The sequence below is a fragment of the Flavobacterium pectinovorum genome (assembly GCF_900142715.1).
In the GTDB taxonomy this organism is placed as follows: Bacteria; Bacteroidota; Bacteroidia; order Flavobacteriales; family Flavobacteriaceae; genus Flavobacterium; species Flavobacterium pectinovorum.
The window spans coordinates 1-26,281 of sequence record NZ_FRBX01000009.1 but is presented as its reverse complement, the minus strand read 5'-3'; the positions used below and the strand labels follow the sequence as shown (position 1 = coordinate 26,281).

General features: G+C 32.1%; 23 protein-coding genes. 8 read left to right on the top strand and 15 right to left on the bottom strand.

Annotated features, from left to right (window positions below; all coding sequences use genetic code 11):
- Window positions 1-87 precede the first annotated feature (87 nt).
- The 3 genes from uxuA to BUE22_RS22980 all read right to left on the bottom strand — a co-directional run bounded on the left by uxuA (window position 88) and on the right by BUE22_RS22980 (window position 3,057).
- Window positions 88-1,272 (bottom strand): mannonate dehydratase, encoded by a 1,185-nt coding sequence (gene uxuA / locus BUE22_RS22990; protein WP_073398295.1) that lies wholly within the window; start codon window positions 1,270-1,272, stop codon window positions 88-90.
- A 344-nt stretch (window positions 1,273-1,616) separates the two neighbouring features.
- On the bottom strand, window positions 1,617-2,429 hold the full coding sequence (locus BUE22_RS22985) for an SDR family oxidoreductase (protein ID WP_073398294.1): 813 nt from the start codon (window positions 2,427-2,429) through the stop codon (window positions 1,617-1,619).
- Window positions 2,430-2,604: 175 nt separating this feature from the next.
- Complete coding sequence (locus BUE22_RS22980; protein WP_073398293.1) at window positions 2,605-3,057, bottom strand: NanQ anomerase/TabA/YiaL family protein; 453 nt, start codon at window positions 3,055-3,057, stop codon at window positions 2,605-2,607.
- A gap of 205 nt (window positions 3,058-3,262) precedes the next feature.
- Between BUE22_RS22980 and BUE22_RS22975 the strand changes: the two genes are divergently transcribed.
- Window positions 3,263-4,294, top strand: a complete 1,032-nt coding sequence (locus tag BUE22_RS22975; protein ID WP_073398292.1) for a substrate-binding domain-containing protein — start codon at window positions 3,263-3,265, stop codon at window positions 4,292-4,294.
- 54 nt (window positions 4,295-4,348) lie between these two features.
- On the opposite strand, the gene BUE22_RS22970 is transcribed toward BUE22_RS22975, so the two are convergent.
- The 6 genes from BUE22_RS22970 to BUE22_RS22945 all read right to left on the bottom strand — a co-directional run bounded on the left by BUE22_RS22970 (window position 4,349) and on the right by BUE22_RS22945 (window position 10,711).
- Window positions 4,349-4,978, bottom strand: coding sequence for a DsbA family oxidoreductase (locus tag BUE22_RS22970; RefSeq protein ID WP_073398291.1), 630 nt, complete (start codon window positions 4,976-4,978; stop codon window positions 4,349-4,351).
- 419 nt (window positions 4,979-5,397) lie between these two features.
- Window positions 5,398-6,516: a DNA polymerase III subunit beta gene (gene dnaN / locus BUE22_RS22965; protein ID WP_042566471.1), complete on the bottom strand. Its 1,119-nt coding sequence runs from the start codon at window positions 6,514-6,516 to the stop codon at window positions 5,398-5,400.
- Between the two features lie 107 nt (window positions 6,517-6,623).
- Window positions 6,624-8,309 (bottom strand): gliding motility-associated ABC transporter substrate-binding protein GldG, encoded by a 1,686-nt coding sequence (gene gldG, locus BUE22_RS22960; protein ID WP_073398290.1) that lies wholly within the window; start codon window positions 8,307-8,309, stop codon window positions 6,624-6,626.
- Window positions 8,309-9,034: a gliding motility-associated ABC transporter permease subunit GldF gene (gene gldF / locus BUE22_RS22955; RefSeq protein WP_073398289.1), complete on the bottom strand. Its 726-nt coding sequence runs from the start codon at window positions 9,032-9,034 to the stop codon at window positions 8,309-8,311. Before gldF ends, gldG begins: the two co-directional genes overlap by 1 nt.
- Window positions 9,035-9,256: 222 nt before the next feature.
- Window positions 9,257-9,553 carry a putative quinol monooxygenase gene (locus BUE22_RS22950; protein WP_073398288.1) on the bottom strand — a complete coding sequence of 99 codons (297 nt, stop codon included), beginning with the start codon at window positions 9,551-9,553 and terminating at the stop codon, window positions 9,257-9,259.
- Between the two features lie 330 nt (window positions 9,554-9,883).
- A complete protein-coding gene (locus BUE22_RS22945) occupies window positions 9,884-10,711 on the bottom strand; it encodes an SAM hydrolase/SAM-dependent halogenase family protein (RefSeq protein ID WP_073398287.1) in 828 nt (275 codons plus the stop codon).
- Between the two features lie 183 nt (window positions 10,712-10,894).
- Here BUE22_RS22945 and BUE22_RS22940 point away from each other — a divergent pair, with 183 nt between their 5' ends.
- The 6 genes from BUE22_RS22940 to BUE22_RS22915 all read left to right on the top strand — a co-directional run bounded on the left by BUE22_RS22940 (window position 10,895) and on the right by BUE22_RS22915 (window position 16,304).
- On the top strand, window positions 10,895-11,845 hold the full coding sequence (locus tag BUE22_RS22940) for a PhoH family protein (RefSeq protein ID WP_042566466.1): 951 nt from the start codon (window positions 10,895-10,897) through the stop codon (window positions 11,843-11,845).
- 228 nt (window positions 11,846-12,073) lie between these two features.
- A complete protein-coding gene (locus tag BUE22_RS22935; RefSeq protein ID WP_042566465.1) occupies window positions 12,074-12,436 on the top strand; it encodes a DUF1801 domain-containing protein in 363 nt (120 codons plus the stop codon).
- A 138-nt stretch (window positions 12,437-12,574) separates the two neighbouring features.
- Window positions 12,575-13,408, top strand: a complete 834-nt coding sequence (locus tag BUE22_RS22930) for a Cof-type HAD-IIB family hydrolase (protein WP_073398286.1) — start codon at window positions 12,575-12,577, stop codon at window positions 13,406-13,408.
- Between the two features lie 117 nt (window positions 13,409-13,525).
- Entirely contained in the window at window positions 13,526-14,113 is a 588-nt protein-coding gene (locus BUE22_RS22925; protein ID WP_073398285.1) for a DUF502 domain-containing protein, read from the top strand.
- Between the two features lie 175 nt (window positions 14,114-14,288).
- Window positions 14,289-15,245, top strand: a complete 957-nt coding sequence (locus BUE22_RS22920) for a phosphoribosylaminoimidazolesuccinocarboxamide synthase (RefSeq protein ID WP_073398284.1) — start codon at window positions 14,289-14,291, stop codon at window positions 15,243-15,245.
- 678 nt (window positions 15,246-15,923) lie between these two features.
- Window positions 15,924-16,304 (top strand): ankyrin repeat domain-containing protein, encoded by a 381-nt coding sequence (locus BUE22_RS22915; protein ID WP_042566461.1) that lies wholly within the window; start codon window positions 15,924-15,926, stop codon window positions 16,302-16,304.
- A gap of 364 nt (window positions 16,305-16,668) precedes the next feature.
- On the opposite strand, the gene BUE22_RS22910 is transcribed toward BUE22_RS22915, so the two are convergent.
- The 6 genes from BUE22_RS22910 to BUE22_RS22885 all read right to left on the bottom strand — a co-directional run bounded on the left by BUE22_RS22910 (window position 16,669) and on the right by BUE22_RS22885 (window position 25,389).
- Window positions 16,669-19,767 (bottom strand): efflux RND transporter permease subunit, encoded by a 3,099-nt coding sequence (locus tag BUE22_RS22910; RefSeq protein WP_073398283.1) that lies wholly within the window; start codon window positions 19,765-19,767, stop codon window positions 16,669-16,671.
- 3 nt (window positions 19,768-19,770) lie between these two features.
- Window positions 19,771-20,856 carry an efflux RND transporter periplasmic adaptor subunit gene (locus tag BUE22_RS22905; RefSeq protein ID WP_073398282.1) on the bottom strand — a complete coding sequence of 362 codons (1,086 nt, stop codon included), beginning with the start codon at window positions 20,854-20,856 and terminating at the stop codon, window positions 19,771-19,773.
- A gap of 11 nt (window positions 20,857-20,867) precedes the next feature.
- The gene (locus tag BUE22_RS22900) at window positions 20,868-22,115 is read right to left on the bottom strand and encodes a TolC family protein (RefSeq protein WP_073398281.1); all 1,248 of its coding nucleotides are present in this window, start codon (window positions 22,113-22,115) and stop codon (window positions 20,868-20,870) included.
- An 82-nt stretch (window positions 22,116-22,197) separates the two neighbouring features.
- Entirely contained in the window at window positions 22,198-23,562 is a 1,365-nt protein-coding gene (locus tag BUE22_RS22895; RefSeq protein WP_073398280.1) for a sensor histidine kinase, read from the bottom strand.
- Entirely contained in the window at window positions 23,559-24,239 is a 681-nt protein-coding gene (locus BUE22_RS22890; protein WP_042566456.1) for a response regulator transcription factor, read from the bottom strand. The genes BUE22_RS22895 and BUE22_RS22890 overlap by 4 nt, the downstream gene beginning before the upstream one ends.
- A gap of 61 nt (window positions 24,240-24,300) precedes the next feature.
- Entirely contained in the window at window positions 24,301-25,389 is a 1,089-nt protein-coding gene (locus tag BUE22_RS22885; protein WP_073398279.1) for a M42 family metallopeptidase, read from the bottom strand.
- Between the two features lie 81 nt (window positions 25,390-25,470).
- Between BUE22_RS22885 and BUE22_RS22880 the strand changes: the two genes are divergently transcribed.
- Window positions 25,471-26,151 carry a DUF4294 domain-containing protein gene (locus tag BUE22_RS22880; protein ID WP_042566454.1) on the top strand — a complete coding sequence of 227 codons (681 nt, stop codon included), beginning with the start codon at window positions 25,471-25,473 and terminating at the stop codon, window positions 26,149-26,151.
- Window positions 26,152-26,281: the final 130 nt, after the last annotated feature.

Here is a 26,281-nt window from a genome sequence, read left to right as displayed (position 1 = left end):
ATAATCATCTGCGCATATCTGCTTAAATCTTTTTAAAATCTGCGTGAAATAAAAACTTAGCGCCCTAGTGCCTTCGTGGCAAAATTTTTATATGGATCTTTTAATCCCCATTTCAAGCCCTCTTAATTCAGCCAAACCTCTCAAACGCCCGATTGCAGAGTAGCCAGGATTCGTCTTTTTATTCAAATCATCCAGCATTTGGTGACCGTGATCCGGACGCATTGGCAATGTGCTGTTGTTTCTTTTTTCTACTTCAAGAATTGCTTTTACAACTTCGTACATGTCTACATTTCCTTCCAGATGATTGGCTTCGTAAAAACTTCCTTCTTCGTCTCTTTGTGTACTTCTCAGGTGAATAAAATTCATTTTATCGCCGTGACGTCTTACAATTCCGGGTAAATCATTATCTGCACGAACGCCGTAAGAGCCAGTACACATGGTGAATCCGTTTGATTTTGAATTGTACGCTGCCATTAATTCTGTTAAATCTTCTTCGGTACTTACCACTCTCGGTAAACCTAGAATAGGGTAGGGAGGATCGTCAGGATGAATCGCCATCAAAACGCCTTTATTTTCAGCAACCGGAATAATTTGTTTTAAAAAGAAGAAAAGATTTTCCTTTAATGCTTTTCTGTCAATATGGTTATAAGCACTCAAAGTAATCAAAAAATCCTCTACAGAATAGGCTTCTTCGGCACCCGGAAGTCCCGCAAGAATGTTTTGCTGAAGCTTTACTTTATCATCATCCGTCATAGCATGAAAATACTTAGTAGCCTTTTCGATCTGAATAGATGAATATTCTTTTTCTGCGCCCGGTCGTTTCAAAATAAACAATTCAAAAGCTGCAAAAGCATTAATATCAAAACGCAGCGCTTTTGATCCGTCTTCAACCGTATACGATAAATCGGTTCTGGACCAATCTAAAACCGGCATAAAATTGTAGCAAATACATTTGATTCCGCATAACGCCAAATTCCGAATGCTTTCCTTATAATTTTCAATGTATTGCAGGTATTTTCCAGTTTGCTTTTTAATGTCTTCGTGAACCGGAATACTTTCAACTACAGACCAGACTAAACCTGATGCACCTTTTTTAGGATCACCATTTTCGTGTTCAATTTCAACTTTTCTTTTAATGATTTCTTCAATAGTCCACACTTCTCCGTTCGGAATATGGTGCAGCGCGGTTACGATTCCGGTTGCTCCGGTTTGTTTAATATCCTGCAAAGAAACCGGATCTTTTGGGCCGAACCATCTTAATGTTTGTTCCATTTTTTATGTTTTTTATTAGTTCCTGCAAGGTTTTCGAAATCTTGTAGGTATAATTATTTATAGTTTTTTAAGGAGCTATTTCCCGCTATCCGTTACAATCTTTTGCTCCATTTCATTACACAAAAGGATTTTCACTTCTATCGGGGCTAGGGCACTCGTTTTCATAAGAAACATTTTCGTTTTATTTTATCTCTAAAATAAAAATCCGTTTAAATCCGCGTCTTTGCAAAGCAAATCCGTTTAATCTGCGTCTCATGACAAAGATTGTAGACAAACAGGCCGTCTTGCATACCTACAAGGTTTTATCCCGAAGTTTCGGGATTGCAGGAGTCGAATAGCAGATTTTAAATACTCGTTGCGGCAAATCCACCATCTACTTTTATAATCGTTCCCGTTACAAATTTTGACATATCGCTGCATAAAAATAAAAGAGCACCGTCAATATCTTCCGGAGTTCCAAATCTTCCCATTGGTGTATGTTCAATGATTTTTTCTCCTCTTGGAGTTAATTTTCCTTCCGGAGTCAATAATAAAGCCCTGTTTTGTTCACCTATAAAAAATCCCGGTGAAATAGCATTTACACGAATTCCTTCACCATATTTTGAAGCCAGTTCCACCGACATCCATTGTGTGAAATTATCAATCGCCGCTTTCGAAGCCGAATAACCCACAACTCTTGTCAAAGGCCTTTGTGCCGATGCCGACGAAATATTGATAATAATTCCCTGTTTTTGTTTCGCAAAAAGTTCTGCAAAAACCTGCGAAGGAAGCATGGTTCCGATGATATTCAAATCGATAACCTTTTGTAAATCATCAGTTTTCATATCATAAATTGCCTGATCGGGCTGAATGGTTGCGCCTGGCATATTTCCTCCCGCAGCATTAATCAAAATGTCAAGACGACCGTATTTTTCAACAATAGCATCTTTGGCTTTTTCCAGTTCTTCTTTGTTTAATACGTTGGCTTGTATCGCAAAAGCTTTACCGCCAATGCTTTCGATTTCTGCTACTGTTTTATTGGCTTTGTCAATCGATTGAGAAACAATGCCGACAATTACGCCTTGTTTTGCCAAAACATTTGCAAAATTGCTTCCCAATACACCAGCACCACCGGTGATTAGGGCAATTTTTCCTTCAAGGTTAAATATTGAATTCATGTATTTAGTTTATTTGTGTTGATTAAATTCCAATTTTTTAAATTCCAAATTCCAATCGCAAGCTTTAAAAATTGGGATTTGAAATTTTAAAATTTAATTTTAAGATTGGAATTTGCTATTTAAAATTTGGAATTTATTTTTTAGTTTGGAATTTGGAATTTTAAAAAATTGGAATTTATTTAATCTTTACTTTTATAACTATTTTTTTAATAATCCCTTCACCAATCATTGCAGCGTGAACATCTTCGGGAAACAGAATACAAAATTGTCCTTCCTGCAATTCAAAAAATGTATCGGGTTTGTCGTGAAAAAAACGAACATCTTTTTCATCACTATATTCTCCGTTTGGATTCACACATTTTTCTCTTGGTTTCCAGGCAAAAGTTTCAGGGCCATTTATAGAATATTGTATGTCAATATTTTGGTCATGACATTCAAACCCTTTTATACTTTCTTCTCTGGTTGTCCCTTCTCCGGAAATTACAATTACTTTTAATCCTTCTGCAATTTCAAACGAACCAGGTTCAAGATTATTCAAATCATTTTGACTTAAATAATCAAATGCTTTTTTAAAATTCGGATGTAAACCTGAATATCTCTTCGCATTATTTAAAATGTCTATAATCATATTTTAAATTTTGTATTTGATTTTTTTATGTATAATTATTTCAAAAAAGATAAATAATTTACAATTTTGTATGTAAATTATGTAATTTTACGTGTACGCACACGAGCTTTACAAATGTATATAAAAAGTTTTCTAAAACAACTCATCATATCCAAAAAAAATTAATTTTACAGACTTAAAAATCCCCTTTTAACTTAAAAAATAAATCATTATCATAACAATCAAAAAAATAGCAGAATTAGCTAATGTTTCACCAGGAACTGTTGACCGGATAATTCATAATCGCGGACAGGTTACTCAGGATAATGTAGATAAAGTAAATGCTATAATTGAACAATATGGCTATAAACGCAATATTTTGGCGAGTAATCTGGCATTAAATAAGAAGTTTCGCTTTGCCGTTTTTTTACCTAAATATGAAAATATAGAATATTGGAAAAGCCAGATTAGCGGAATAGAAAAAGCAGCTATTGAATTTGGGAAATTTGGTGTTGTACTTGATTATTTTTTCTATGATTTTAACGAAGTTTCATTCAAAAAAACCGTTGAAAAAGTATTAGACTTTGATTGTAATGGATTATTGTTTGCTCCAATTTTTTATGAAGAATCCGTTCGGTTTTTAAACGAATATGAAAAGAAAAATATTCCGGTTGTTATGATCGATTCTAATATTTCAAATAATGAAGAACATGTTTATGTAGGGCAGGATGCTTTTCAGAGTGGTTATCTGGCAGGAAGACTGATTAGTTTTGCCGTAAATAACGAAAGGCAGGTTCTGATTTTTAAAATCACCAGAGAAATAGAAAGTACATCTGTTTATTTACAGCGTATTGATGGTTTTTATTCTTTTTTTAAAGATCATACCGAACTTACAAATTTTAAATTCTCAGAAGTTACTATTAAAGATACCGGAATTGATCAATTATCGTTGGAAATATTTTCGGGAATAAACAGTGTTTTTGTGCCTAATTCCAGAGCTTATATTGTTGCCCGTTTTTTAGAACAAAACAATATAAAGGGCGTTCGTATAATTGGTTACGATTTATTGAAAGAAAACATAGAATACCTGAATAAAGGAATAATTGATTTTTTAATCAATCAAAGACCTGAAGAACAGGGTTATATGGGAGTTAATTATTTGTATAAAAAATTGGTTTTACAGGAAACGGTAGAAAATACCAATTATATTCCGTTGGAGATTATTTTAAAAGAGAATTATTTTCCTGCGAAAAAATAAAATTTAGATTAACAATCCGTTTTGATAAAATGAATTGTTAATCTAAAATCAAAATTATTTCTGTACTTCTCTGATAGTATTTACAAAAGCTTCAACAGGCTGTGCTCCGGAAACAGCATATTTTCTGTCAAAAACAAAAAACGGAACTCCTTGAACACCAATTTCCTGAGCTTCTCTAATATCGCTTTTTACGTCGTTTAGATAAAGGTTTTCATTTTCTATAATTTCTTGTACTTCTTTTGAATCTAAACCGGCTTTGGAGCCTAATTCAACTAATGTCTGCGCATCATTTAGATCTTTTCCATCAGTAAAATAAGCTTTAAAAAAAATCTCTTCCATTTCATCGCCTAATTTTTTGGTTTTTGCCAAATGTATAATACGATGTGCAGTAAGTGAATTGGAAATAATTGCCTTATCAAAATGATAATCCAAACCAACGCTTTTTGCTCGTTCTACAACACCTTTGTGCATTTCTATTGATTGCTCAACAGAGATGCCTTTTCTTTCAGCTAGAAACGTGTAAACGTCTTTTCCTGATTGTGGTGTAACAGTTGGGTCAAGTTGAAAACTTTTCCACTCAATTTCAAATTCTCCATTTGGAAATTCAGCTAAAGCTGTTTCCAGTTGTCTTTTTCCGATATAACAAAACGGACACATGATGTCCGACCAAATTTCTATTTTCATAAATACAAAGTTAAGGAAAAATTTGTTTCAGGTTTTTGTTTGTTTGTTTCAGGTTTCAGGTTTCAGGTTTCAGGTTGAAATGGGAGTAGAGCAACTTGTCATTTTACCGCAAAGGCGCAAAAGTTTTTATATATACGTTGTCTAAAAACACAAAGTTCGCAAAGCTTTGGGTTATTGAGCTTTGCGAACTTTGCGAAAAACTTTGCGTCTTTGCGGTAAAAATCTGTGAAACATCTTATCATATTTCAACTTGAAACCTGAAACAAAAAAAACAAAAAATAAAAAACCGCAACTCTTTTGAAAAAATTGCGGTTTCTAGGTATAAAAAATGGTTGGTTAATAGCGATGTTTTTTTTTACAATGATATGTCTTTAATTTGAAACTAAAAAAAATCCCTGTAACAAAAAGAAGTTTTGATGTTAACTATTTAACATTACAGGCATTACCAACATGGTAACGGTTTCTCCTTCTTCTAAGCCATCAACTGGAGTTAAAATCCCAGCTCTGTTAGGCAATGACATCTCTAACATAATCATGTCTGATTGCAAGTTGGTTAACATTTCAGTTAAAAAACGTGAATTGAAACCAATTTGAAGGTCGTCTCCCTGATAATCACAAGTCAATCTTTCTTCGGCTTTGTTAGAGTAATCTATATCTTCTGCAGAAACATTAAGTTCCGCTCCGGCAATTTTTAAACGAATTTGGTGTGTTGTTTTGTTTGAGAAAATCGCAACACGACGAACAGAACTTAAAAATAAAGAACGGTCGATCATTAATTTATTTGGATTTTCTTTAGGAATTACCGCCTCATAATTTGGGTATTTTCCATCAATTAAACGACACATTAAAATATAATTGTCAAATGAGAAAGTCGCATTTGAGTCGTTGTATTCAATTTTTACTTCAGCGTCAGAAGATCCTAAAATACTTTTTAAAATATTCAAAGGTTTTTTAGGCATAATAAAATCTGCAACCTGAGATGCTTTTACATCTGTACGTGCATATTTAACTAATTTATGAGCATCTGTTGCTACAAAAGTCAAACCTTCTGGTGAGAACTGGAAGAAAACTCCAGACATCACCGGACGTAAATCATCATTTCCGGCAGCAAAAATAGTCTTGCTTACTGCAGTTGCCAAAACATCAGCAGGAACAAGTGTTACAGATGGATCTTCAAGATTTACAGCTTTTGGAAACTCTTCTCCGGCTGCGTATGCCAATGCATATTTTCCTGAGTTTGAACTAATTTCAACTGTATTATTGTCTTCAACTGTAAAAGTTAAAGGTTGTTCCGGGAACGTTTTTAAAATTTCAAGCAAAAGTTTGGCAGGTACAGCAACGCTTCCTTTACTTTTAGAATCGATAGATAATGTAGCAGACATTGTAGTTTCAAGATCTGAAGCTGAAACTGTCAACGCATCATTGTCTAGTTCAAATAAAAAGTTATCTAAAATAGGCAACGTATTGTTACTGTTAATTACACTACCTAAAACTTGTAATTGTTTTAATAAGTACGAACTCGATACTATAAATTTCATGTCTTTTGTTTTATTTTTTTGCTCTTTTCTTTAGTTTTTCTTCAACTAAGATAGGTTTTACAAATATATCGTAAACAATCTTAGTTTCGCAATTTTTTTATTAACATCTATTTGCTGTATTTTCTTTTTCGGATGTAAGTAAATATAAGCCCGAATATCAATAAAATTGCAATTGGAAGTCCGATAGTTATGAATTGTGTTATGCTGTAATTTTCGTAAACTTTTTCTTTGTCCAATAAAGGCAGTTCAACATCCTTGCTTCTAATGTTAATAAGTCCAGTGTCATCCAGCAAATAATTGATACAATTCATGATAAAATCTTTGTTGTCATACAGGTTTCCTGTACGTTGATCGTAACCTAATTCAACCGGCTCCCTGTTTTTGTCCAATTGATTTCGGGCTAAATCGCCATCAGCAATTACAATCATTTTATTGGGTTTCCCTTTTGCTATAAAATCATTTTCCTTAAAGGGTAAAACACGATTCTCAAAAGCAGAATGGAAATTTCCTTCTAACAGAACCGAAAGAGGTAAGTTTCCTTTGTTTAAATATTCTTCCGGAGACGTTTTTTCGGTTACAATATTCAAATTAATTTCTGCCGGAGTTCCGATAACTTTTGAGTATTGAGACGATTGCAGTAAAACTGTTTTTTTGATTCCGTTTTTTAAAGTATCTATTGGATTTGCAAAATCAAATTTAATTCCGCCCAGGTTTTTTACAATTGGATGTTTGCTTGTAGGATATACCTGCGGAGCAAATTTCCATACAAAATCCTGATATTGAGTTGCGCTTCCTTGTTCTCCAGTGGCTAGTTTTATTGGACTTCCTTGTTCGTCTTTTACCAAATCAGGATTAATTCTAAAGCCGTATTTAAAGAACATATCGTTCAAATTCAAATCTCTTGGGTAAGCCAGAGTTGCACCGGATTGATTGTAAAGACTGTCCATATCGGCCGCAACCTGATCAATTAACCATAAAGTTTTCCCGCCGTTCATAATGAATTGATCTAAAACCTGTTTTTCTTCATCAGAGAAACTTTCGGTTGGTTTTGAGATAATGGCTAAATCATATTTTTTTAGTTCTTTTAAAGTTCCGTTAGGGTTTTTGGCAACAGAATCTAATGTAAAAGGTCCGATGTAATAACTTTCTCTAACTTTTTCTAATAGGTTCCAAATATGAATTTCGTTTATTTCACCGTTTCCTTTTATAATGGCAACTTTCTTTTGTTTGGCTTTTGTTATTTTATTAATAGCATCTGCAATCGAATATTCTAAATGCTGAATTGATCCAATTACTTTTTGTGTTGTCGAAGCACCCATTATGTTTTTTAGTAATGGAATATTAACTTCTTTATTGTCATAAACGGCTATTGCCCAAGGGAATACCATTGCCTGAGATTGTTTACCTTTATCGTCAACAGTAATATTTATTGGCGTTAATCCTTTTTGGTAAAGTGATTTTACGACTTCCATGCTTTCGTCTTCGTTTTCCATAGGATTTACAAATTCGAAAACAATATTAGCGTTATAAGCCTGAAATTCTTCTAGTAACTGTTTAGTTTCCTGCTGTAGTCGTCTAAAATCTGCAGGTAAATCGCCCTGCATATAAATCTTGATTGATAGCGGATTTTTAACCTGTTTTACAATTTGTAAAGAGGTTTCAGATAAAGTATATCGTTTGTCTTTTGTCAAATCAAATCGGTGGAAAAATAAACTTCCTAATACATTTAAAACGATTAGAACGAAAACTGTAATACCTAATGCTTTGATATTTTGTTGATTGGATGCTTTCATTAGGCTTTAAATGATTTTAATTGATAAACAGTAAAAGACAAAAATAATACTGTGATGCTTAAAAAATAAATAACATCTCGTGTATCAATAACGCCCCGGCTCATACTTTTAAAATGATCCTGCATACCAAAAGCGACAATAATATTGCTGAAACCAGGAATTAATGTTGCTAAACCTTCAAAACCAAAATAAAAAAGAAAACATAAAAAAACGGCAATGATAAAAGCAACTATTTGATTTTCGGATAGGGTAGAAGTGAAAATTCCGATAGCAGAATAAGCAGCTATTAAAAACAACAATCCGAAATAAGAACCAATTGTACTGCCCATGTCAATATTTCCTTCGGGAGAACCCAAATTCGAAATTACCTTGACATAAATAAACGTTGGAATAATCGCCAAAACAATCAGAAATAATGAACCTAAAAATTTTCCGTTTACGATTTCCCAAATTGACAATGGTTTGGTTAAAAGTAATTCAAGAGTTCCTTGTTTTTTTTCGTCAGAGAAACTTCTCATCGTTACGGCCGGAATCAGGAAAATTAAAATCCACGGCGTTAAAGTAAAAAACGGAGTCAGATCTGCATAGCCGGTATTCAGTATATTGTAATCTCCTTCAAAAACCCATAAAAATAGTCCATTGCTAATTAAGAATATAGCAATAACCAAATAGCCAATAGGAGAGCCAAAAAAAGATTTTATTTCTCTTAAAATGATTGATTTCATATGTTTTGTTTCAAGTTTTTCTTGTTTCAGGTTTCAAGTTGCTTTACTTTGAACTTTTCGTTTCTAAACCTTTTATATTTTAATTATTTATATTGTTTCAAGTTTCAGGTTTCAAGTTCCAGCTTTGCGAACTTTGTGTTTTCTAAACCTTTTAAATATTTTCTTTGCGTTCTTTGCGGTTAATTCGTTCCAATCTTCACGTTACGTATGCAACTTGAAACGTTAAACTAAAGAAACAATTTTATCAACGCTCCACGCTTCTGGTTTTGCATTGAATAGTTTTTTTGCAAAACTCCAAACAGAGTTAAAAAGTTCAGATTGTCTGTAATTTTCTAAATCAGTTTCGGTTTCCCAATAACTATAGGTAAAAAATATGCATTTATCATTTTTGTCCTGATACAGTTCTAAAAAACGATTTCCTTCTGCATTTCGTATTTTGTCTTTTACAGTTTCAAAATTCTCCAAAAAATCAGGAATTTTTTCTTCGTGAAAGCTCATTTTTACTATTCGAACAAACATATTCTAATTTTAGATTTCTGATATTAGATTTTAGATTGAAAAAATCTAATAAGCGGGCAAAAATACCAATTTTGATTGTTCTTTTTATGAAAAAATAAAATATTATAAATACATATTTTTTTTGGATTCTAATGTCTTATCGTATTTCAAATATAGCCCACGATTTCAACCATGTAGACATCATGTATAGATGATGCGTCCCCGCGGTTGAAACCGCGGGCTATGTCTAAAATATAAATAGAGTAATTTCTTTGATCAAAGAACAAAAGATTAAATATAATCCGTGTAAATCCGCTCAATCCGTAAAATCCGTGTGCTATTAATCTAAAATCAAGAAAACTGAATCGTAATAACATCACGATAATTCAATCCTAACAAACTATTTGCAGAACCCACTTTTGAAGGATTGCTTCTAAAAATGGCAATTTCAAGAAATCCGGCTTCATTAAAAATAGCCAGTTTTTCGCCTTCGTAGGTTTTTATAGGATATTTATCAGAAGTCGCAATTGCTGAATAATTTGGTAAAATAGTTTTGATGTTTTTTGTATTCATGACAATTTCGTACGGGCGACCACGTGAGATTTCTAAAAATTGTTTTTTCGAAATATTTGTAATTACGTTTCCAAAATGATCGATATAAATTACATATCCTTTTATTGAGTTTCCATCACCGGCAACAACTGCTTGTAATTCTGTAACCTCTTTAATAGCTGTAATTTCTTTGCCAATTACATTTAATAATCCGCCTTTTGCAATATGGCAGGCAACCTGAATAAAAATATCCAAATCGGTAGATTCTGCGGGAAAACGATCGTGAATGTTAATGGCAACAATTTTCTCGGGAACGATTTTCTGCGTAAGCATGCTTAAAATTCCGTTATCGGCACAAATAAAGTAATGATCGTTCCATTGCATGGCGATATGCTGGTTCTCTTTATTGCGCTCAATGTCAACACCAATAAGGTGTACAGTTCCTTTTGGGAAACTTAAATAAGATGCTCCGATAATGTAACTTGCTTCGGCAGTATTAAACGGATCTATATCATGAGAAATGTCAATTATTTGAGCCTCTGAATATTCAGATAAAATCTTACCCTTTAGCGAACCAACAAAGTGGTCTTTTAAGCCGTAATCAGTAGTAAGGGTAATTATTGACATAATTTTGTTTATAACTATTGGTAGTTTTTAAATCTAATTTTCATTAAATTTGAGATATGCAAATCTAGTAATACTAAATGCAAATTGAAAGAAACAAAAGACAATTTGCATTTAAAGATATAAACAACCCGACAGCAATAGATTTACAAAAACAAATTTATTTTTAATTTAAAACTACCTCATTTGAACGAAAGAATAATCGAGCTCATAGACATCGCTCCAAAAGACTTTTGGGGCGCTCAGGACACTCATCTTGAAATAATTAAAAAGTATTACCCAAAGCTTAAAATCGTTGCGAGAGGTACTACTTTGAAAGCATTTGGCGAAAAAGAAGTTTTAGATGAATTCGAGAAAAGGTTTCAAAGACTAATGCTTCATTTTACGAGATACAATAACATTGACGATAATGTTATCGAACGTGTCATTATGAGTGATGGTCAGGATGAAAGAAAATCATATGATCATGACAAAATTTTAGTGCACGGTGTTGGCGGTAAAATAATTAAGGCCATGACGCCCAACCAGCAGTTACTGGTAGATACCATCAAAAAAAATGACATGGTATTTGCAGTTGGTCCCGCTGGAACAGGAAAAACGTATACAGGTGTGGCAATGGCTGTTAAAGCACTTAAAGAGAAAGAAGTAAAAAGGATCATATTAACGCGTCCGGCGGTAGAAGCAGGAGAAAATCTTGGTTTTTTACCTGGCGATATGAAAGAAAAACTAGATCCGTACATGCAGCCTCTCTATGATGCTTTGCGCGATATGCTGCCAAATGAAAAGCTCGAAGATTACATTTTAAAAGGAATTATTCAGATTGCACCATTGGCATTTATGCGTGGGCGCACACTTGATAATGCTTTTGTAATTCTTGACGAGGCGCAAAATACAACCCACTCACAAATGAAGATGTTTTTGACCCGTATGGGAAAAAATGCAAAATTCATGATTACGGGCGATCCAGGACAGGTCGATTTACCACGCAGAACTATTTCTGGTCTGAAAGAAGCTATTTTGGTTTTAAAAGACGTTGACGGAATTGGAATTATTTATCTGGATGATAAAGATATCGTACGCCACAGATTAGTGAAAAAGGTAATTGATGCTTATAAGCAAATTGAGAATCACGATTAATATCTAATTTAAATATCAGATTGTAAATCGTAAACTGTTTTTTTGATGTTTTAGTATTCGTTTAATATATTTTTTTATAAAAATGTATTAAACGAATATTTTTTTTTAAGTAAAACTTTACAAGTTAAGTTAAAATTACTTATAAATTAAATTTTTTTAAATAAATAATGATTCTTCCTTTATAAATTTGCAGGTACTTTTTAGCACAATAAAAAAAGTTATGCGCCGATGAATCAGCTAGATGAATTTTATTTAAACCAGGAAGAACCTGTAAAAGGAACACTAATTGCGTTGCGGGATATTATTTTAAGGAGAGACCAAAATATTACTAATGTAATAAAATATGGGATGCCCTTTTTTTACTATAAAGGTAAAATGTTTTGCTATTTATGGATAGATAAAAAACGCAAGAAACCTTATATTGGAATAGTAGAAGGATCTTATTTTAATGAATCTTTTTTAGTTCAGGATAAACGTTCTCGAATGAAAATTATGCTGGTCGATTCTAATGAAGATCTGCCATTAGACAGAATCGAAATTATCTTGCAAAAAGCCCTGAACTTATATAATTCAGGAGCTGTAAGGATTTAAAATAAGGATAGTAGATTATTTAACCAAATAGTTAAATAAATAATAAACTTGCCCGTCTTCGGGCTTTTATGCTTGGTTATCTTTGCTTAACTGTTGTTAAAATCGTAGATTTGTATATCATAAATACTTGATTTTAATATGACTTCTAAACTTAAGAATATAAAAGTTGTTGTAAGTGACTTAGACGGAACCTTACTCAACACACAGCACAAAATATCAGATTACACTAAATCAATTTTTCAGGAACTTCACAATCAAAATTATCTTATAGTTGTAGCCACAGGACGTCACCATCTTGACGCGATGGCTATTATTGAAAAACTCGAAGTACCGGTTTATTTGGTAAGTTCAAACGGAGCGAGAATTCATTCTCCGGAAAAAGAAGAATTATTTTCTTTTAATTTAGACAGCGATGTTGTAAAAGCTGCTCTAAATGTTGAAATTGATCCCGAAATTACAGTTGTTTTATTTAAAGAAAATGTTTGGCAAACAAACAAAGTAAGTGAAAAATTAAATGCTTTTCAGGAAAAATTAAACTACCACCCTGAATTGGTCGACTATAAAAAACTAGAAGACTTTGGCGCGATTAAAATTTTCTTTTCCTGCGACAACCATGAAAAATTAGTAAAATTAAAAGATGATATTCTAGACAATTCTTCTGAGCATTTGCATCACGCATTCAGCTTACCAACTTGTTTAGAATTTATGGATAAATCTATAGATAAGGCAGTTGCAATTGAAACGGTATTAGAAAAAGAAGGGTTTACCTTAGAACAGGTTGTTTCTTTTGGTGATGGTTTTAATGATGTTCAAATGTTGTCAGCGTCAGGAAAAGGTTTAATTATGGGGAACGCTCCGACATTATTAAAAGAAACTTTGCCTGAATTAGAAGTTATAAAAACCAATGCCGAAGATGGCGTTGCAAGATATATTTCATCTAAAATATTAAACAAAGAATTTGTAATTGATTAATATTTAAATAATTAACCAATTGATGTATTGCCCATTGATACTAAATTTTTAATTTTATAGAAACTTATCTGATTTTTAGATAAGTTTTTTTTTGATATAAATTTAATCTGCAATACCATGAAAAATTTTTTACTTCGGGTTCAAAAAAATTGTATCTCAGGAATTATTCTTTTATTGCCATTAGTTGTGTTTTTTATGATCCTCGAGAAAGTATGGGGATTTTTTAGAAAGTACGGCGATAAATTTGCTCACTTATTGCATATAGATAAAGTCTTAGGTACAATAGGAAGTGACATTATTGGTGGAATATTTTTAATTCTATTGATTTATTTCAGCGGTTATCTAATGCAATTTTCTTTCTTAAAAAAAATAGCAGACTGGATTGATGATAAATTAATGTTTTTTTTGCCGGGTTACGAAAAAAATAAAAAGCTGGCAGAAGAAAAACTGATTAAAAAAGTAAAAAAACCAAGTACAAATTCGCCTGTTTTATTGAAGTTTGATACCTACTGGCAGCCCGCTTACTTAATTGAAGAAAATACAGAAGGAAATGCTGTGGTTTTTGTGCCAACAGCTCCCGCAAAAGATCAGGGACAAATTTATATTGTAAGCACTGCTGATATAAAAAGACTGCCTGATACAACTTTAGGAAATTTTGATGCTTCAGTAAAAACATTAGGTAAGGGAATATTGAGTTTCAAATAGTTTCTTTTTGTATTATAAATAGCAGATAATTAATACGTTTATTGGAATATTATTTTTTTGAAGAGATTATAATTTATAAAATATCACATTTCTTGATGATCTCTGTCTTTTCATTGTGTAACTCTGTGAAATAGTTTTAAATTTGCATTCATAAAACAAAACACAACTTAGGATAATGAGCAATACAATCACAACTACAAATTTTAATTTCCCAAATCAAAAATCAGTTTACCGAGGAAAAGTTAGAGAAGTTTATAATATTAATGATGAACTTTTGGTAATGGTGGCAACGGATAGACTTTCGGCTTTTGATGTGGTTTTACCAAAAGGAATTCCGTACAAGGGGCAAATTTTGAATCAGATTGCTACAAGATTCATGGAATTAACAGAAGATATTGTACCAAACTGGTTGATTGCAACACCAGATCCTAATGTTGCTGTAGGGCATTTATGTGAGCCTTTTAAAGTAGAAATGGTAATTCGTGGATATGTTTCTGGTCATGCTGCCCGTGAATATGCAGCAGGAAGAAGACAAATTTGCGGAGTAACTATGGCCGAAGGTTTAAAAGAAAATGATAAGTTTCCTAAACCAATTATCACGCCAACTACAAAGGCAGATAATGGTTCTCACGACGAAGATATTTCTCGTGAAGATATTTTAGCAAAAGGGATTGTTTCTGAAGAAGATTATATTGTTTTAGAAAAATACACACGTGATTTGTTTCAAAGAGGAACTGAAATTGCGGCAAGCCGTGGTTTAATTTTAGTTGATACTAAATACGAATTTGGAAAAACAAAAGACGGTGTAATCGTTTTAATTGATGAAATTCATACTCCTGATTCTTCTCGTTATTTTTATGCTGATGGTTATCAGGAAAGACAGGAAAAAGGAGAGGAGCAAAAACAATTATCTAAAGAGTTTGTTCGTCGTTGGTTGATTGAAAATGGTTTCCAGGGTCAGGAAGGACAACAAATTCCAGAAATGACAGATACTTATATAGAATCTGTTTCTGAAAGATATATTGAGTTATACGAGAATATTTTAGGAGAAAAATTTGTTAAGGCAAACATTGACAATATTGATGAACGTATTGAAAAAAACGTCGTAGAATATCTCGCTTCTAAAAAATAGTTATTTTATCTTGTCTTATAGAAATTATCTGTAAGGCAAGCTTGAGAATATTTAGCCACAGATTACATGATTAATTTGATTTTAATAATCTTTTGATCATGTAATCTGTGGCTTTTTGTTTTGTCTCTAAATCTTCAATTGTCTTTCACACTTTTTATGATTTTTTCCTTTTTATGAAGTGTATTTTAAGTTAAAATACAGATTTAAAAACTCGCACTAATTCAATTTATTGAAAAAAATGTTAAAGAAATGCATTGAAATCAGATGTATTTTCTTTCTTTTTAGCTTTTCTTTAAAATTGCCGTATTTAGATTGTTAATTTATGTTTTACTCAGTATTTATTTAGTTTTTATTTAATTCTCGAGCTTTTTTTGCACTTCCTTTTGCACTAACGTTAAAAAGATAGAAGATTGTTTGTCCATTTTCTGAAAATTCCACGATTTATTTTTCTAAAAATATTCAATTAAGTGTAACATTTTTACTTTTGCTGCGTCTATTATGTGGAAACAATAATTAAACGCTCTTGTCATTATTAGTTTATTAATTAAATGTTAAGAATTAGTTAAAACAAAGTACCTTGTAATGCAATGTACTTGAATTTAATTTACATTTGTATAGAATTTAACAACAACCCATTATCAATCAAATATTTATCAATCAATTTAACACACAATCATTATGAAAAATTCAGTTATTTATTTAGGACTAGCTTTAGTTGCATTTGCAAATGTATCAATGGCTTCAAATCAACAAGTAGTAGTAAAACAGCCAGTTGAAGTTTCAGCTTGGGATGCAACTCCACTAAACGTTGCTGTTAGTAAAGGTGACATCGAAGTAGTTAAAAAATTTATTGAATATGGTGCTAACGTTAATGAAAAGTCAGACGATATGTCTCCTTTAATGACAGCTGCACGTTATAACAAAGTTGAAATTATTAAAGTTTTATTAGCTAGCGGCGCTCGTCCTGGTGACAAAAACGAAAAAGGATATACAGCTTTAAAATATGCACAATTATCAAACGCAACAGATGCAATCGCTCTTTTGAAAGATTTGAAATAAGAGTTAAAAAAAGTTTGAGTTAGTATACAAAAAAGATCTTCTTTGAGCAGAGGGTCTTTTTTTTTGTGGTAATTTGAAATTGATTATTATCGAGTAGTTATTTACCGCAGAGTTCACAAAGATTGTACTTCCTATTAGACAGAAAGTTCGCAAAGCTAAATCAATACAAAGCTTTGCGAACTTTGTGTTTTTTATAAAAGGCTAATAGTAAAAAATCTTTGTGAACTCTGCGGTAAAATTCATTTTTTTGATCTTAAAAAGCCTTAAAGCTTAAAATCAAAAAAGCACCATTAATAATAATGATGCTTTTCTTTTTTAAAACCAAGTCAAATTAATCAAACCAAATTAATTTATTTTTAAAACACTATTCAATAGGAACGTGCTTTTTTCGATTGAATACCCAAAATATAATTGGGAACACTAATAATGTTAAGATTGTTGCAGTAATTAATCCTCCAATAATAACAATTGCCAATGGTTTTTGTGATTCAGAACCAATTCCTGTTGAAATTGCTGCTGGCATTAAACCTATTGAGGCCATAAGCGCTGTCATAACTACAGCTCTTGTTCTGGCTTTTACTCCAGTAAAAATGGATTCTTCGAGAGATAGTTTTGCTTTTAGATTATGGTGGAATTCAGAAATTAGAATCACACCGTTTTGAATACAAATCCCTAGTAAGGCAATAAAACCAACACCGGCAGAGATTCCAAAATTCATTCCGGTAAGATGTAAAGCCATGATTCCCCCGATAATTGCAAACGGAACATTCGCCAAAACAAGTAAGGAATCCTTAATATTTCCGAACAAAATAAACAACAGAACAAAAATCCCGATTAAACTGATTGGAACCACCTGAGCCAAACGCGCACTGGCACGAACCTGATTTTCAAATTCTCCTGTCCAGCCCACTGTATATCCCTGCGGCATTTTCATTTTTGCCACTTTTGCCTGCGCTTCTGCAATTGTGCTTCCTAAATCACGATCACGAACAGAAAATTTAACTCCAATAAAACGTTTGGTATTATCTCTGTAAATAAAAGCCGGACCAGTAACGGTTTTTAGATCGCAAATTTCTTTCAATGGAATTTTGATTCCGCTAATTGTTGGAACTTTAAGTTCACTAATATCATTTTCATCTTTACGGTATTCTTTAGAAAAACGAACCCTTACATCAAATTTCTTTTCATCTTCATATTTTTGAGTTGCTGTTTTTCCTCCAAATGCAAGTTCCAGAACAGCTTGAGCATCACTTAAAGTTACTCCATATGCGGCCATTTTATCTCTATCGAGAATTACACTGATTTCCGGTTGTCCAACGTTTCTTAAAATTCCGGCATCTTTAATACCCGGAATATCTTTTATTTGAGCTAAAACTTCATTTGATAATTCATCCAATTTGTCAAGATCATCACCATATATTTTTACTGCATTTGAGGCTTTAAAACCAGCCACAGATTCAGCAACATTATCGATAACAGGCTGCGAATAATTATAAGTTATTCCCTGGTGAACCTTTAATTTTTGATCCATTTCATTAATCAAATCATCCATCGTAATTTTTCGGGTCCATTCTGATTTGGGTTTCAAATCAACCTGGAGCTGGATAAACCCAAAACCATTCGGGTCAGTTCCGTCATTACTTCTTCCGGTTTGAGATAAAACATTTTTTACTTCAGGAAAGCTTTCCAGATCTTTTCTAATCATTGCGGCTGTTTCTACACTTTGCGGTAAAGAAGTACTCATTGGTAATTCTGCCGTTACCCATAAAGCACCTTCATTTAATTGAGGTAAAAATTCAGTTCCTAAAAACGTAGCCGAAAAGAAAACTGCTACTAAAATAGCTGTCGAAGCGATTAAAGTTTTTACTTTATGCTTGAATGTCCAGGCAAAACTTTTACTTACAATTCGATCCCAGAAATTAACAAAAGGATTGTTTTTTTCCTTTACATTTTTATTTAAAAGTAAATGTGATAAAACCGGAACTAATGTTAAAGTAAAAAGCAATGCGCCCATTAAAGCAAAACCTAAAGTATAAGCCAACGGAGAGAACATTTTTCCTTCCACTTTCTGGAATGAGAAAATTGGGAGTAAAGCAGTTATAATGATTAATTTAGAAAAGAAAATAGCTTTACCCATTTCAGCTCCCGTTTTTTTAATCAAACTGCCTTTTGCAATTTTATTATATGCCGTCATTCCTAATTGATGTGCACGGTGGTCCAATACCACAAATAATCCTTCGACCATTACCACCGCACCATCAATAATAATTCCGAAATCGACTGCACCCAAACTCAACAAATTGGCACTCATCCCCATCATTTTCAGGCACAAAAAGGCAAACAATAACGATAACGGAATTACTATAGAAACTGTAAAAGTTGTTCTCCAATCTGCCATAAAAAGAAACACTACACATGTTACGAGGATAATACCTTCAAATAAGTTATGCATTACTGTTTCTGTCGTGAAATTCATCAAATTATCACGGTCATAAAAAGTTTCTATTTTAATGTCTTTTGGAAGAACATTGTCATTCAAATCCTTTATTTTGGCTTTAATCAATGCCAATGTTTCCTGCGGATTCTCACCTTTACGCATTACAACAATTCCTTCAACGGCATCGTCGTTTTTGCCTATACCGGTTTGTCCAACTCTCGGCATTGAACTTTCATAAACAGAAGCTAAGTTTTTTACTAAAATCGGATTTCCGTTAGCATCATCTACAATAATATTTTCAATATCCTGAATCGATTTTAAAAGCCCGACACCGCGAACAACAAATGCCTGTCCATTTTTTTCGATAATATCTCCACCAACATTTAAGTTTCCGGCATTAACCGCATTATAAACCTGAAGCGGCGTAATGTTGTATTTAGCCAATTTTATTGGATCAACACCAACTTCATAAGTTTTAGTCTGACCTCCAAAAACATTTAAATCGGCAACACCAGGAACAGAACGAAGCTGTTTATCAATAACCCAATTTTGATAAGTTAATAATTCTCTACTGTCTCGACTGTCACTTTTTACAATATATCTGAAAATTTCACCGGTTGGCCCATAAGGTGGCTGAACATCTGGTTCTACATCATCTGGTAACGATACATTTTTTAATAAGTTGTTTACCTGTAAGCGTGCAAAAGTATCGTCGACACCATCATCAAAAATAATTTTAATAACAGATAATCCAAACATGGTAATACTACGAACACTGGTCTTTTTTTGTACCGAGTTCATAGAGATTTCTATAGGAGAAGTAACAAAACGTTCTACCTCTTCAGCACTTTTTCCATTCCATTGTGTAATGATAATAATTTGAGTATTCGTTACATCCGGAAAAGCATCGATTGGCATATTTTTAAAAGAAATAAATCCTGCAACAGCCAGTAATCCTACCCAAAAGAAGGTAAATGCTTTATTCTTAAGCGAAAAAGCAATAATATTTCGTATGAATTTGTTCATGTCTTATTCGTTTAAAGCGCGATAAATAAATAACTCATTGTTTGTAATAACTTTCTCGTTTTCTTTTAAACCATTCGAAATGTAAGTGACATCACCAACTACACTATAAACTTCAACTTGTCTGGTTTCAATATTATGACGATCTTTAAATACCATTACGAAGTTTTTACTTTTATCAAAAACAATTGCTTTGCTTGGTACTGCAATCATTGATTTTCCTTCATTATAAGATAATTTGATATTTGCATTCATATCCGGTTTTAGCATAAAATCCGGATTTTTCAATTTTATACGAGCTTGCATAGCTTTTGTTTCAGGATCAATCACGTTAAAGATTTTATCGACTTTACCTTTAAAAACTTTATCAGGATAACTTAAAGTTGTAACGTCAGCATCAATTCCTAATTTTACTTTATTAATATCGATTTCATTAATATTGGCTAATGCCCAAACTTCGCTAATTTCAGCTATATCAAAAATATTTTCAGAGCGGTCATTTCTCAAAAGCATATCCTGATTGATACTTTTTTGGATGATAAAACCACTAATAGGAGCTGTAACTTCATAAATAGATCCTGCTTTAATATTATAAATTTTATATGTTTCCTGGATTTTGCTTAATTGAGACTGCGCTTTATTTACTTCTGATTTTGCTTCAAAAACATCACTTTCAGAATTTAATTTTCCGTCGAATAATTCCTGAGCAACTTTTAATTTATTTTTGGCTACTAATAAATCACCTTTTGCATCGATAGATTGTTTTTCAAAATCGGCAACATCAGTACTTCTAATAGTTGCCAAAACCTGACCTTTGCGAACATAGTCTCCAAGTTCTACATTTACTTTGATTACATTTCCGCCAACAAGCGGATAAACGTCAATCATTTTATTATTGTCAGCTGTAATTTTTCCGTAAAAGCTCAATTCATTTTTTACAGGTTGAGTTTCTGCCACAGCCGTTGTAGTTGTTTTTAGCATTGCATCACTTAATGCAAAAGAAGTATTGGTTTCAGGGTTTTCAACTTCTTTTTTGCAGCTTGTAATTGATAGACTGACAAGAGCAATTCCTATAATTAGTTTATATTTCATTTTATTTAGTTTTAAAATAAGTCTTTGTTGATTGTACTATTTAATTCTTCGCCGGATAGTGCTACTCTTTTCTTCAGTTCATTTAACTGAACAGCCGCCTGATTATAACTTTCCATGAAATCTGTAAACTCCAGTAAACTGATATTTCGTTTTTGAAAATTGGTTAAAATACCATTGTAGACAGCCTCAAAATCCGAATTTACTGTTGGTTTTATTACAATATAGTTTTTACGGGATTCATCCCATTTGTTCCAGGCCGATGTAATTTCGGTTTGCAATTGCAGATCAAAATTTTGTTTTTCGACTTTTGATTGCTCTAAAATGGTTTGGGCATATTTGATATTTCCTTTGTTTTTGTTCCAAAGCGGTAAAGGAATTCCAAGTGTAAGATTAGCTTCCTTGTTAAAAGCGCCACTGCGTTGGTCATAATTTGCGCCCACAGTAATATCAGGAACAGAAAGTGATTTTTGCCATTTAACATTCAGTTCATTTGCTTCGATGTCTTTTTGTTTGGCCAGATAATCAGGGCGATTTACAATGGCTTCATCCTGAAAGTTTTTAAGATCAAAAGGAATTTCTTTTAGATATTTATTAAATTCTTCTTTAGAAATTTGAGGAACTATATTTTCTTGTGAGTTCAATAATAATTTCAGGTTTCCCTGTTCTTCAATATTATTATTTACAACTTCCATTCGTTCATTTTTAAAATTTAGATATAACGATTGTAAACGAACAAGATCTCTTAAAGGAATATTTCCTTTTTGAACCTGAACCGAATAGGAGTTGATTAAATCTTCAATGTGAGTTAACTGATCGTCAGTCGTTTCGAGACTTTTTGTGTTGTAATAAACGGTATAGAAACTTTTGCGTAATTGTAGTTTTAACGTCCTTAATAAATCATTAAATTGTAGTTCGGCTAATTTCTCATTAGTTTGCGCCAATTTAATTTCATTGCGTTTTTTTCCACCTAAATAAATTAGCTGTTCGATACCAAATGCTTTTTGTCCTTCTTTTCCAATATCAAAATATTGATTTCTTTCAGGATTGTACGCATTTAATTCTGCAGTAATTGTTGGATTTTCCCAAATTTTGGACTGAATTGTAAGTGCTTTTGAAGCATCAATATTGTATTGAGATGCAAGCAGGAAAAGATTGTTTTTTAGAAATTGACTTTCGCACTCTTCTAAAGTGAATGGCTTTTGTGCGAAACCTACCGGATGTATTAAAATCAATAGTAGTATTGCAAATAACTTTTTCATTGTATCGGTTTTATTTGATACAAAGATGCTATCGCGAGACTTTAAGACACCTTAAGAAAGAACTTAAAAAGACCTTAAAAATTTAAGTTGAATGAAAAATCAACTGAAATAAGTTGGTGTTTTCAAAAGGGACACTATATATAATTTTGGCGTTATGCAGTGTTAAAATACGGTTTACAATGCGTAATCCAAGCCCAAAACCTGCAGTTCCTTTTGAGTTTTCGCCACGCATAAAAGGCTGAAAGAGATTTTTTTGTTCGTTCTCCGTTAAAGTCTTTCCAATATTAGAAATTGAAATAATAAGGTTATCGTTTTCAATACTAATTTTTACAATAGCTTGTTTGTTGTCAGAGTAAACACAAGCATTTTTTAGAACATTACTTATAGCAATTTCCAGCAGATTTTTATTTCCTTTTATTTCTAAAGCAGTATCCAGATTTTCATTTTCTTCCATTTCAAAAAGAATAACAAAATCAGGAAAGCTTTTATTTAAATTTTCAATAGCAGAAAATAAAATCTCATCCATTCTTTGAACTTCATAATTCTCATGATTTTTATTGTCTATTTTAGACAAAATCAATAACGAATTAATTAATTCGGTTAATTGATTCACATCAGATAAAATTGTTTTTAGGAAGCTTTTACCCTTTATAGATGTTGCAGAATCTTCAATAGTATTTTCAATTTGCGATGTAATTCTGGATAGGGGAGTTCTAAGCTCGTGCGAAGCGTGTGCGGTAAACTCTTTTTGTTTTTGATAGGATATTTCGATGCGATCCATCATGAAATTAAATTCATTTGCAATCAAATCAATTTCATTTTTATTGCTTTTAGAAGCAATACGAGTATCAAGATTATTCTCGTTTATATTTTTAATTTTTTGATGGAATATATTTAAAGGACTCATTGCCTTTTTAACCATGAATGAAGTTAATACCCAACAAATACAAGTAAAAAAGATATAAGATATAATTAAGGTATATCGTAAAAAAAGTAATTTTCGTTTCCCATAATCATCTGTTGCAGATATAAGGGCATAAAAATCTTTGTCTTTAGTGTCATAAAAAACACCATAAACTTCATAATCGCCCTGCTGTTTAAAAAAAGTTTTATTTTTCTTTAAATATTTTAAATCATCAATAGACCAGTTAATTTTAGCATCATCAATACTGCTATAAATAAGTTTAAAGTGAGAATCAAAAACCAATGTCTTTTCATCATACAATTTATTAATCGAATTTTGATCAATCATTTTCAAAAGCTGATCGTCTACTTCTTTAACGTTTACCAGTAATTTAATATTAGAAAGTGCTTTTATTTCTAATCGATCACGGAATTCTTCTTTTCTAAAATTAGAATATAAAACAAATATCAATGTAGAAGCCAACCCAAAAAGGATTGTAAATAATAAACTTACTAAAAGTGATATCCGGTTTTTTAAAGTCATTCCTGATTGCTTAAATAATAGCCGTAGCCAATTTTGGTTCGAATCAATTTTATTTCGTGGTCTTTATCTATTTTCTTTCTTAAAAAATTAATGTAAACCTCAATCGTATTCTGATTTGTTTCTATATGATAATCCCAAAGTTTTTCGGCAATAAATTGTTTAGAAAGCACTTTTCCTTTGGCATGAGCCAAAATCAAAATAAGTTTAAACTCTTTTGGGGTTAATTTAATTTCTTCGCCAGAGCGAAAAACTTTCATGTCATCTTCGAATATTTCTAAATCTTCAATAGAAATTTTTTTCTCAACCTGTTGCGGAATCTCTTTTCTTCTTAAAAGAGATGAAATTCGGGCATATAATTCTTCAAAATGAAAAGGTTTCACCAAATAATCATCAGCTCCATTATCAAAAGAAGTCAGTTTATCTTCAATTTCACTAAAAGCAGTCAACATTATAATAGGTGTTTTTTTATCGACTTCCCGAATACCTTTACAAACATCGATTCCATTGATTCCGGGAACATTAATATCCAGAATTATTAAATCATATTCATACGGAAAATATTTTTTCAATAATAATGAACCATCATAATAAGGAATACACTCGAATCCTTTTAAAGTAAAGAATGTTGAGATTTCTTTAGATAAAGTAAAATCGTCTTCGAGTAGTAAAATTTTCATATTGTTTTTCTATTTGTCAATTCGGCCAATTAATAACCGAATTGACGTTTAAAATTATTTTTTATTTGAAATAAGAAAAAGTCTCATTATTTTCAATTTTCAATAAAGATTTATAAATCAATTGAATAACATTTTCAACATCTTCCTTATGAACCATTTCTACAGTAGTATGCATATAACGTAAAGGCAGCGAAATTAAAGCCGAAGCCACGCCACCATTACTGTAAGCAAAAGCATCAGTATCTGTTCCAGTGGCTCTTGAAATCGCACTGCGTTGAAACGGAATTTTATTTTCTTCGGCAGTATCTATAATTAAATCTCGCAATTTATTTTGTACAGCCGGTGCATAAGCAATAACAGGACCTCTTCCCATTTTAAGGTCGCCTTCAACCTTTTTATCGATCATAGGAGTAGTTGTGTCATGACAAACATCAGTTACAATTGCAACATTTGGTTTAATAGTTTGTGCAATCATTTCGGCACCACGCAAACCAATCTCTTCCTGAACAGAGTTTACAATATACAACCCAAAAGGTAATTTCTTTTTATTTTCATGCAATAAACGGGCAACTTCGGCAATCATAAAACCGCCCATTCTGTTATCTATAGCGCGACAAACAAATTTATTTTCGTTTAATATCATAAATTCATCAGGATATGTAATCACACAACCTACATGAACACCCATCGCTTCAACCTGTTCTTTGTTTTCACAGCCTAAATCGATAAAAATATTACTGAGTTTTGGGGTTTCTTCCTTATCACGTAATCTTGTATGAATAGCCGGCCATCCAAAAACACCTTTTACAATTCCTTTTTTAGTATGAATATGAACCCTTTTCGATGGTGCAATTTGATGATCAGAACCACCATTGCGAATTACATACAATAAGCCATCATCAGTAATATAGTTTACATACCAGGAAATTTCATCAGCATGTCCCTCAATGACTACTTTAAAAGGAGCATCAGGATTAATAACTCCCACAGCAGTACCATAAGTATCCGTAATAAAAGTATCAACGTAAGGTTTTAAATAATTCATCCAAAGTTTTTGCCCTTCACTTTCATAACCAGTAGGAGAGGCGTTATTTAGGTAACTTTCCAGAAAAGCAATAGAGGTATCTTTTAAGATAGATTTCGTACTCATAAAAATATTTTTGCGCTAATTTATAAATTTGGTATTAGAGTTGTATATAAATATATAATTTTACATTTAAATTATGACTCTATGAGATTTACCTACATTATTTTGTTTTTTATATCGGTTTCTTTTACAACTCAGGCTCAGGTTACTCCAAAAGAAAATCAGGAAATGGGATATATCCTTACCGAACAAGATTCTATCTTAAACGATACAATCGAGTTGCCAGAGATTATAATATCTAAAGAAAAGCTGGACCCCGAAGCGCAGAAACAATTTTTGATTCTTCAAAACAGAGTTTATAAAACCTATCCGTACGCAAAATTAGCATCAGATAGATTGACAGCTTTAAATAAAGGAATGGCACGTTTAAAAACAAATCGTGAGAAAAAGAAATATTTTAAAATTGTAGAAGATTACCTTAATAACGAATTTGAAGAGCGACTTAAAAAGCTCTCTAGAAAACAAGGTCAAATTTTGGTAAAATTAATTCATCGTCAAACCGGAATTACAACATATGAATTAATCCGAACTCTAAAAAGTGGTTTCAAGGCATTTGTCTCAAATACCACGGCCAATTTATTTGACATAAGTTTAAAAACAGAATATAAGCCTTATGAAGTAAATGAAGACTATTTAATAGAAACCATTCTTGTCAGAGCATTTGAATCCGGTCGATTAATAAATCAAAAACCTGCAAATCCAGTTAATTATAATGATTTGATGGAGCATTGGGAAGAAAAGGCAAAAACACTCAATAAAAAATAATATACCTATATATAGTAATAGAATAAATAACACAACCCGACATTTTTTAAACTTGTCGGGTTTATTTTTTGCTACCTATATATAAGGAGAAGCTTGTTTAATTATATATGTATAGTTTATCCTGCTGAAC

Excerpts from the sequence above, each read along its gene's own strand:
- BUE22_RS22880 (WP_042566454.1), top strand. The coding sequence starts at position 25,471 with ATGAGATTTACCTACATTATTTTGTTTTTTATATCGGTTTCTTTTACA.
- dnaN (WP_042566471.1), bottom strand. The coding sequence starts at position 6,516 with ATGAAATTTATAGTATCGAGTTCGTACTTATTAAAACAATTACAAGTT.
- BUE22_RS22985 (WP_073398294.1), bottom strand. The coding sequence starts at position 2,429 with ATGAATTCAATATTTAACCTTGAAGGAAAAATTGCCCTAATCACCGGT.
- gldG (WP_073398290.1), bottom strand. The coding sequence starts at position 8,309 with ATGAAAGCATCCAATCAACAAAATATCAAAGCATTAGGTATTACAGTT.
- BUE22_RS22895 (WP_073398280.1), bottom strand. The coding sequence starts at position 23,562 with ATGACTTTAAAAAACCGGATATCACTTTTAGTAAGTTTATTATTTACA.
- BUE22_RS22885 (WP_073398279.1), bottom strand. The coding sequence starts at position 25,389 with ATGAGTACGAAATCTATCTTAAAAGATACCTCTATTGCTTTTCTGGAA.
- BUE22_RS22920 (WP_073398284.1), top strand. The coding sequence starts at position 14,289 with ATGAGCAATACAATCACAACTACAAATTTTAATTTCCCAAATCAAAAA.
- BUE22_RS22890 (WP_042566456.1), bottom strand. The coding sequence starts at position 24,239 with ATGAAAATTTTACTACTCGAAGACGATTTTACTTTATCTAAAGAAATC.
- BUE22_RS22905 (WP_073398282.1), bottom strand. The coding sequence starts at position 20,856 with ATGAAATATAAACTAATTATAGGAATTGCTCTTGTCAGTCTATCAATT.
- BUE22_RS22980 (WP_073398293.1), bottom strand. The coding sequence starts at position 3,057 with ATGATTATAGACATTTTAAATAATGCGAAGAGATATTCAGGTTTACAT.
- BUE22_RS22915 (WP_042566461.1), top strand. The coding sequence starts at position 15,924 with ATGAAAAATTCAGTTATTTATTTAGGACTAGCTTTAGTTGCATTTGCA.
- BUE22_RS22950 (WP_073398288.1), bottom strand. The coding sequence starts at position 9,553 with ATGTTTGTTCGAATAGTAAAAATGAGCTTTCACGAAGAAAAAATTCCT.
- gldF (WP_073398289.1), bottom strand. The coding sequence starts at position 9,034 with ATGAAATCAATCATTTTAAGAGAAATAAAATCTTTTTTTGGCTCTCCT.
- BUE22_RS22935 (WP_042566465.1), top strand. The coding sequence starts at position 12,074 with ATGAATCAGCTAGATGAATTTTATTTAAACCAGGAAGAACCTGTAAAA.
- BUE22_RS22910 (WP_073398283.1), bottom strand. The coding sequence starts at position 19,767 with ATGAACAAATTCATACGAAATATTATTGCTTTTTCGCTTAAGAATAAA.
- BUE22_RS22945 (WP_073398287.1), bottom strand. The coding sequence starts at position 10,711 with ATGTCAATAATTACCCTTACTACTGATTACGGCTTAAAAGACCACTTT.
- BUE22_RS22925 (WP_073398285.1), top strand. The coding sequence starts at position 13,526 with ATGAAAAATTTTTTACTTCGGGTTCAAAAAAATTGTATCTCAGGAATT.
- BUE22_RS22930 (WP_073398286.1), top strand. The coding sequence starts at position 12,575 with ATGACTTCTAAACTTAAGAATATAAAAGTTGTTGTAAGTGACTTAGAC.
- BUE22_RS22900 (WP_073398281.1), bottom strand. The coding sequence starts at position 22,115 with ATGAAAAAGTTATTTGCAATACTACTATTGATTTTAATACATCCGGTA.
- BUE22_RS22970 (WP_073398291.1), bottom strand. The coding sequence starts at position 4,978 with ATGAAAATAGAAATTTGGTCGGACATCATGTGTCCGTTTTGTTATATC.
- uxuA (WP_073398295.1), bottom strand. The coding sequence starts at position 1,272 with ATGGAACAAACATTAAGATGGTTCGGCCCAAAAGATCCGGTTTCTTTG.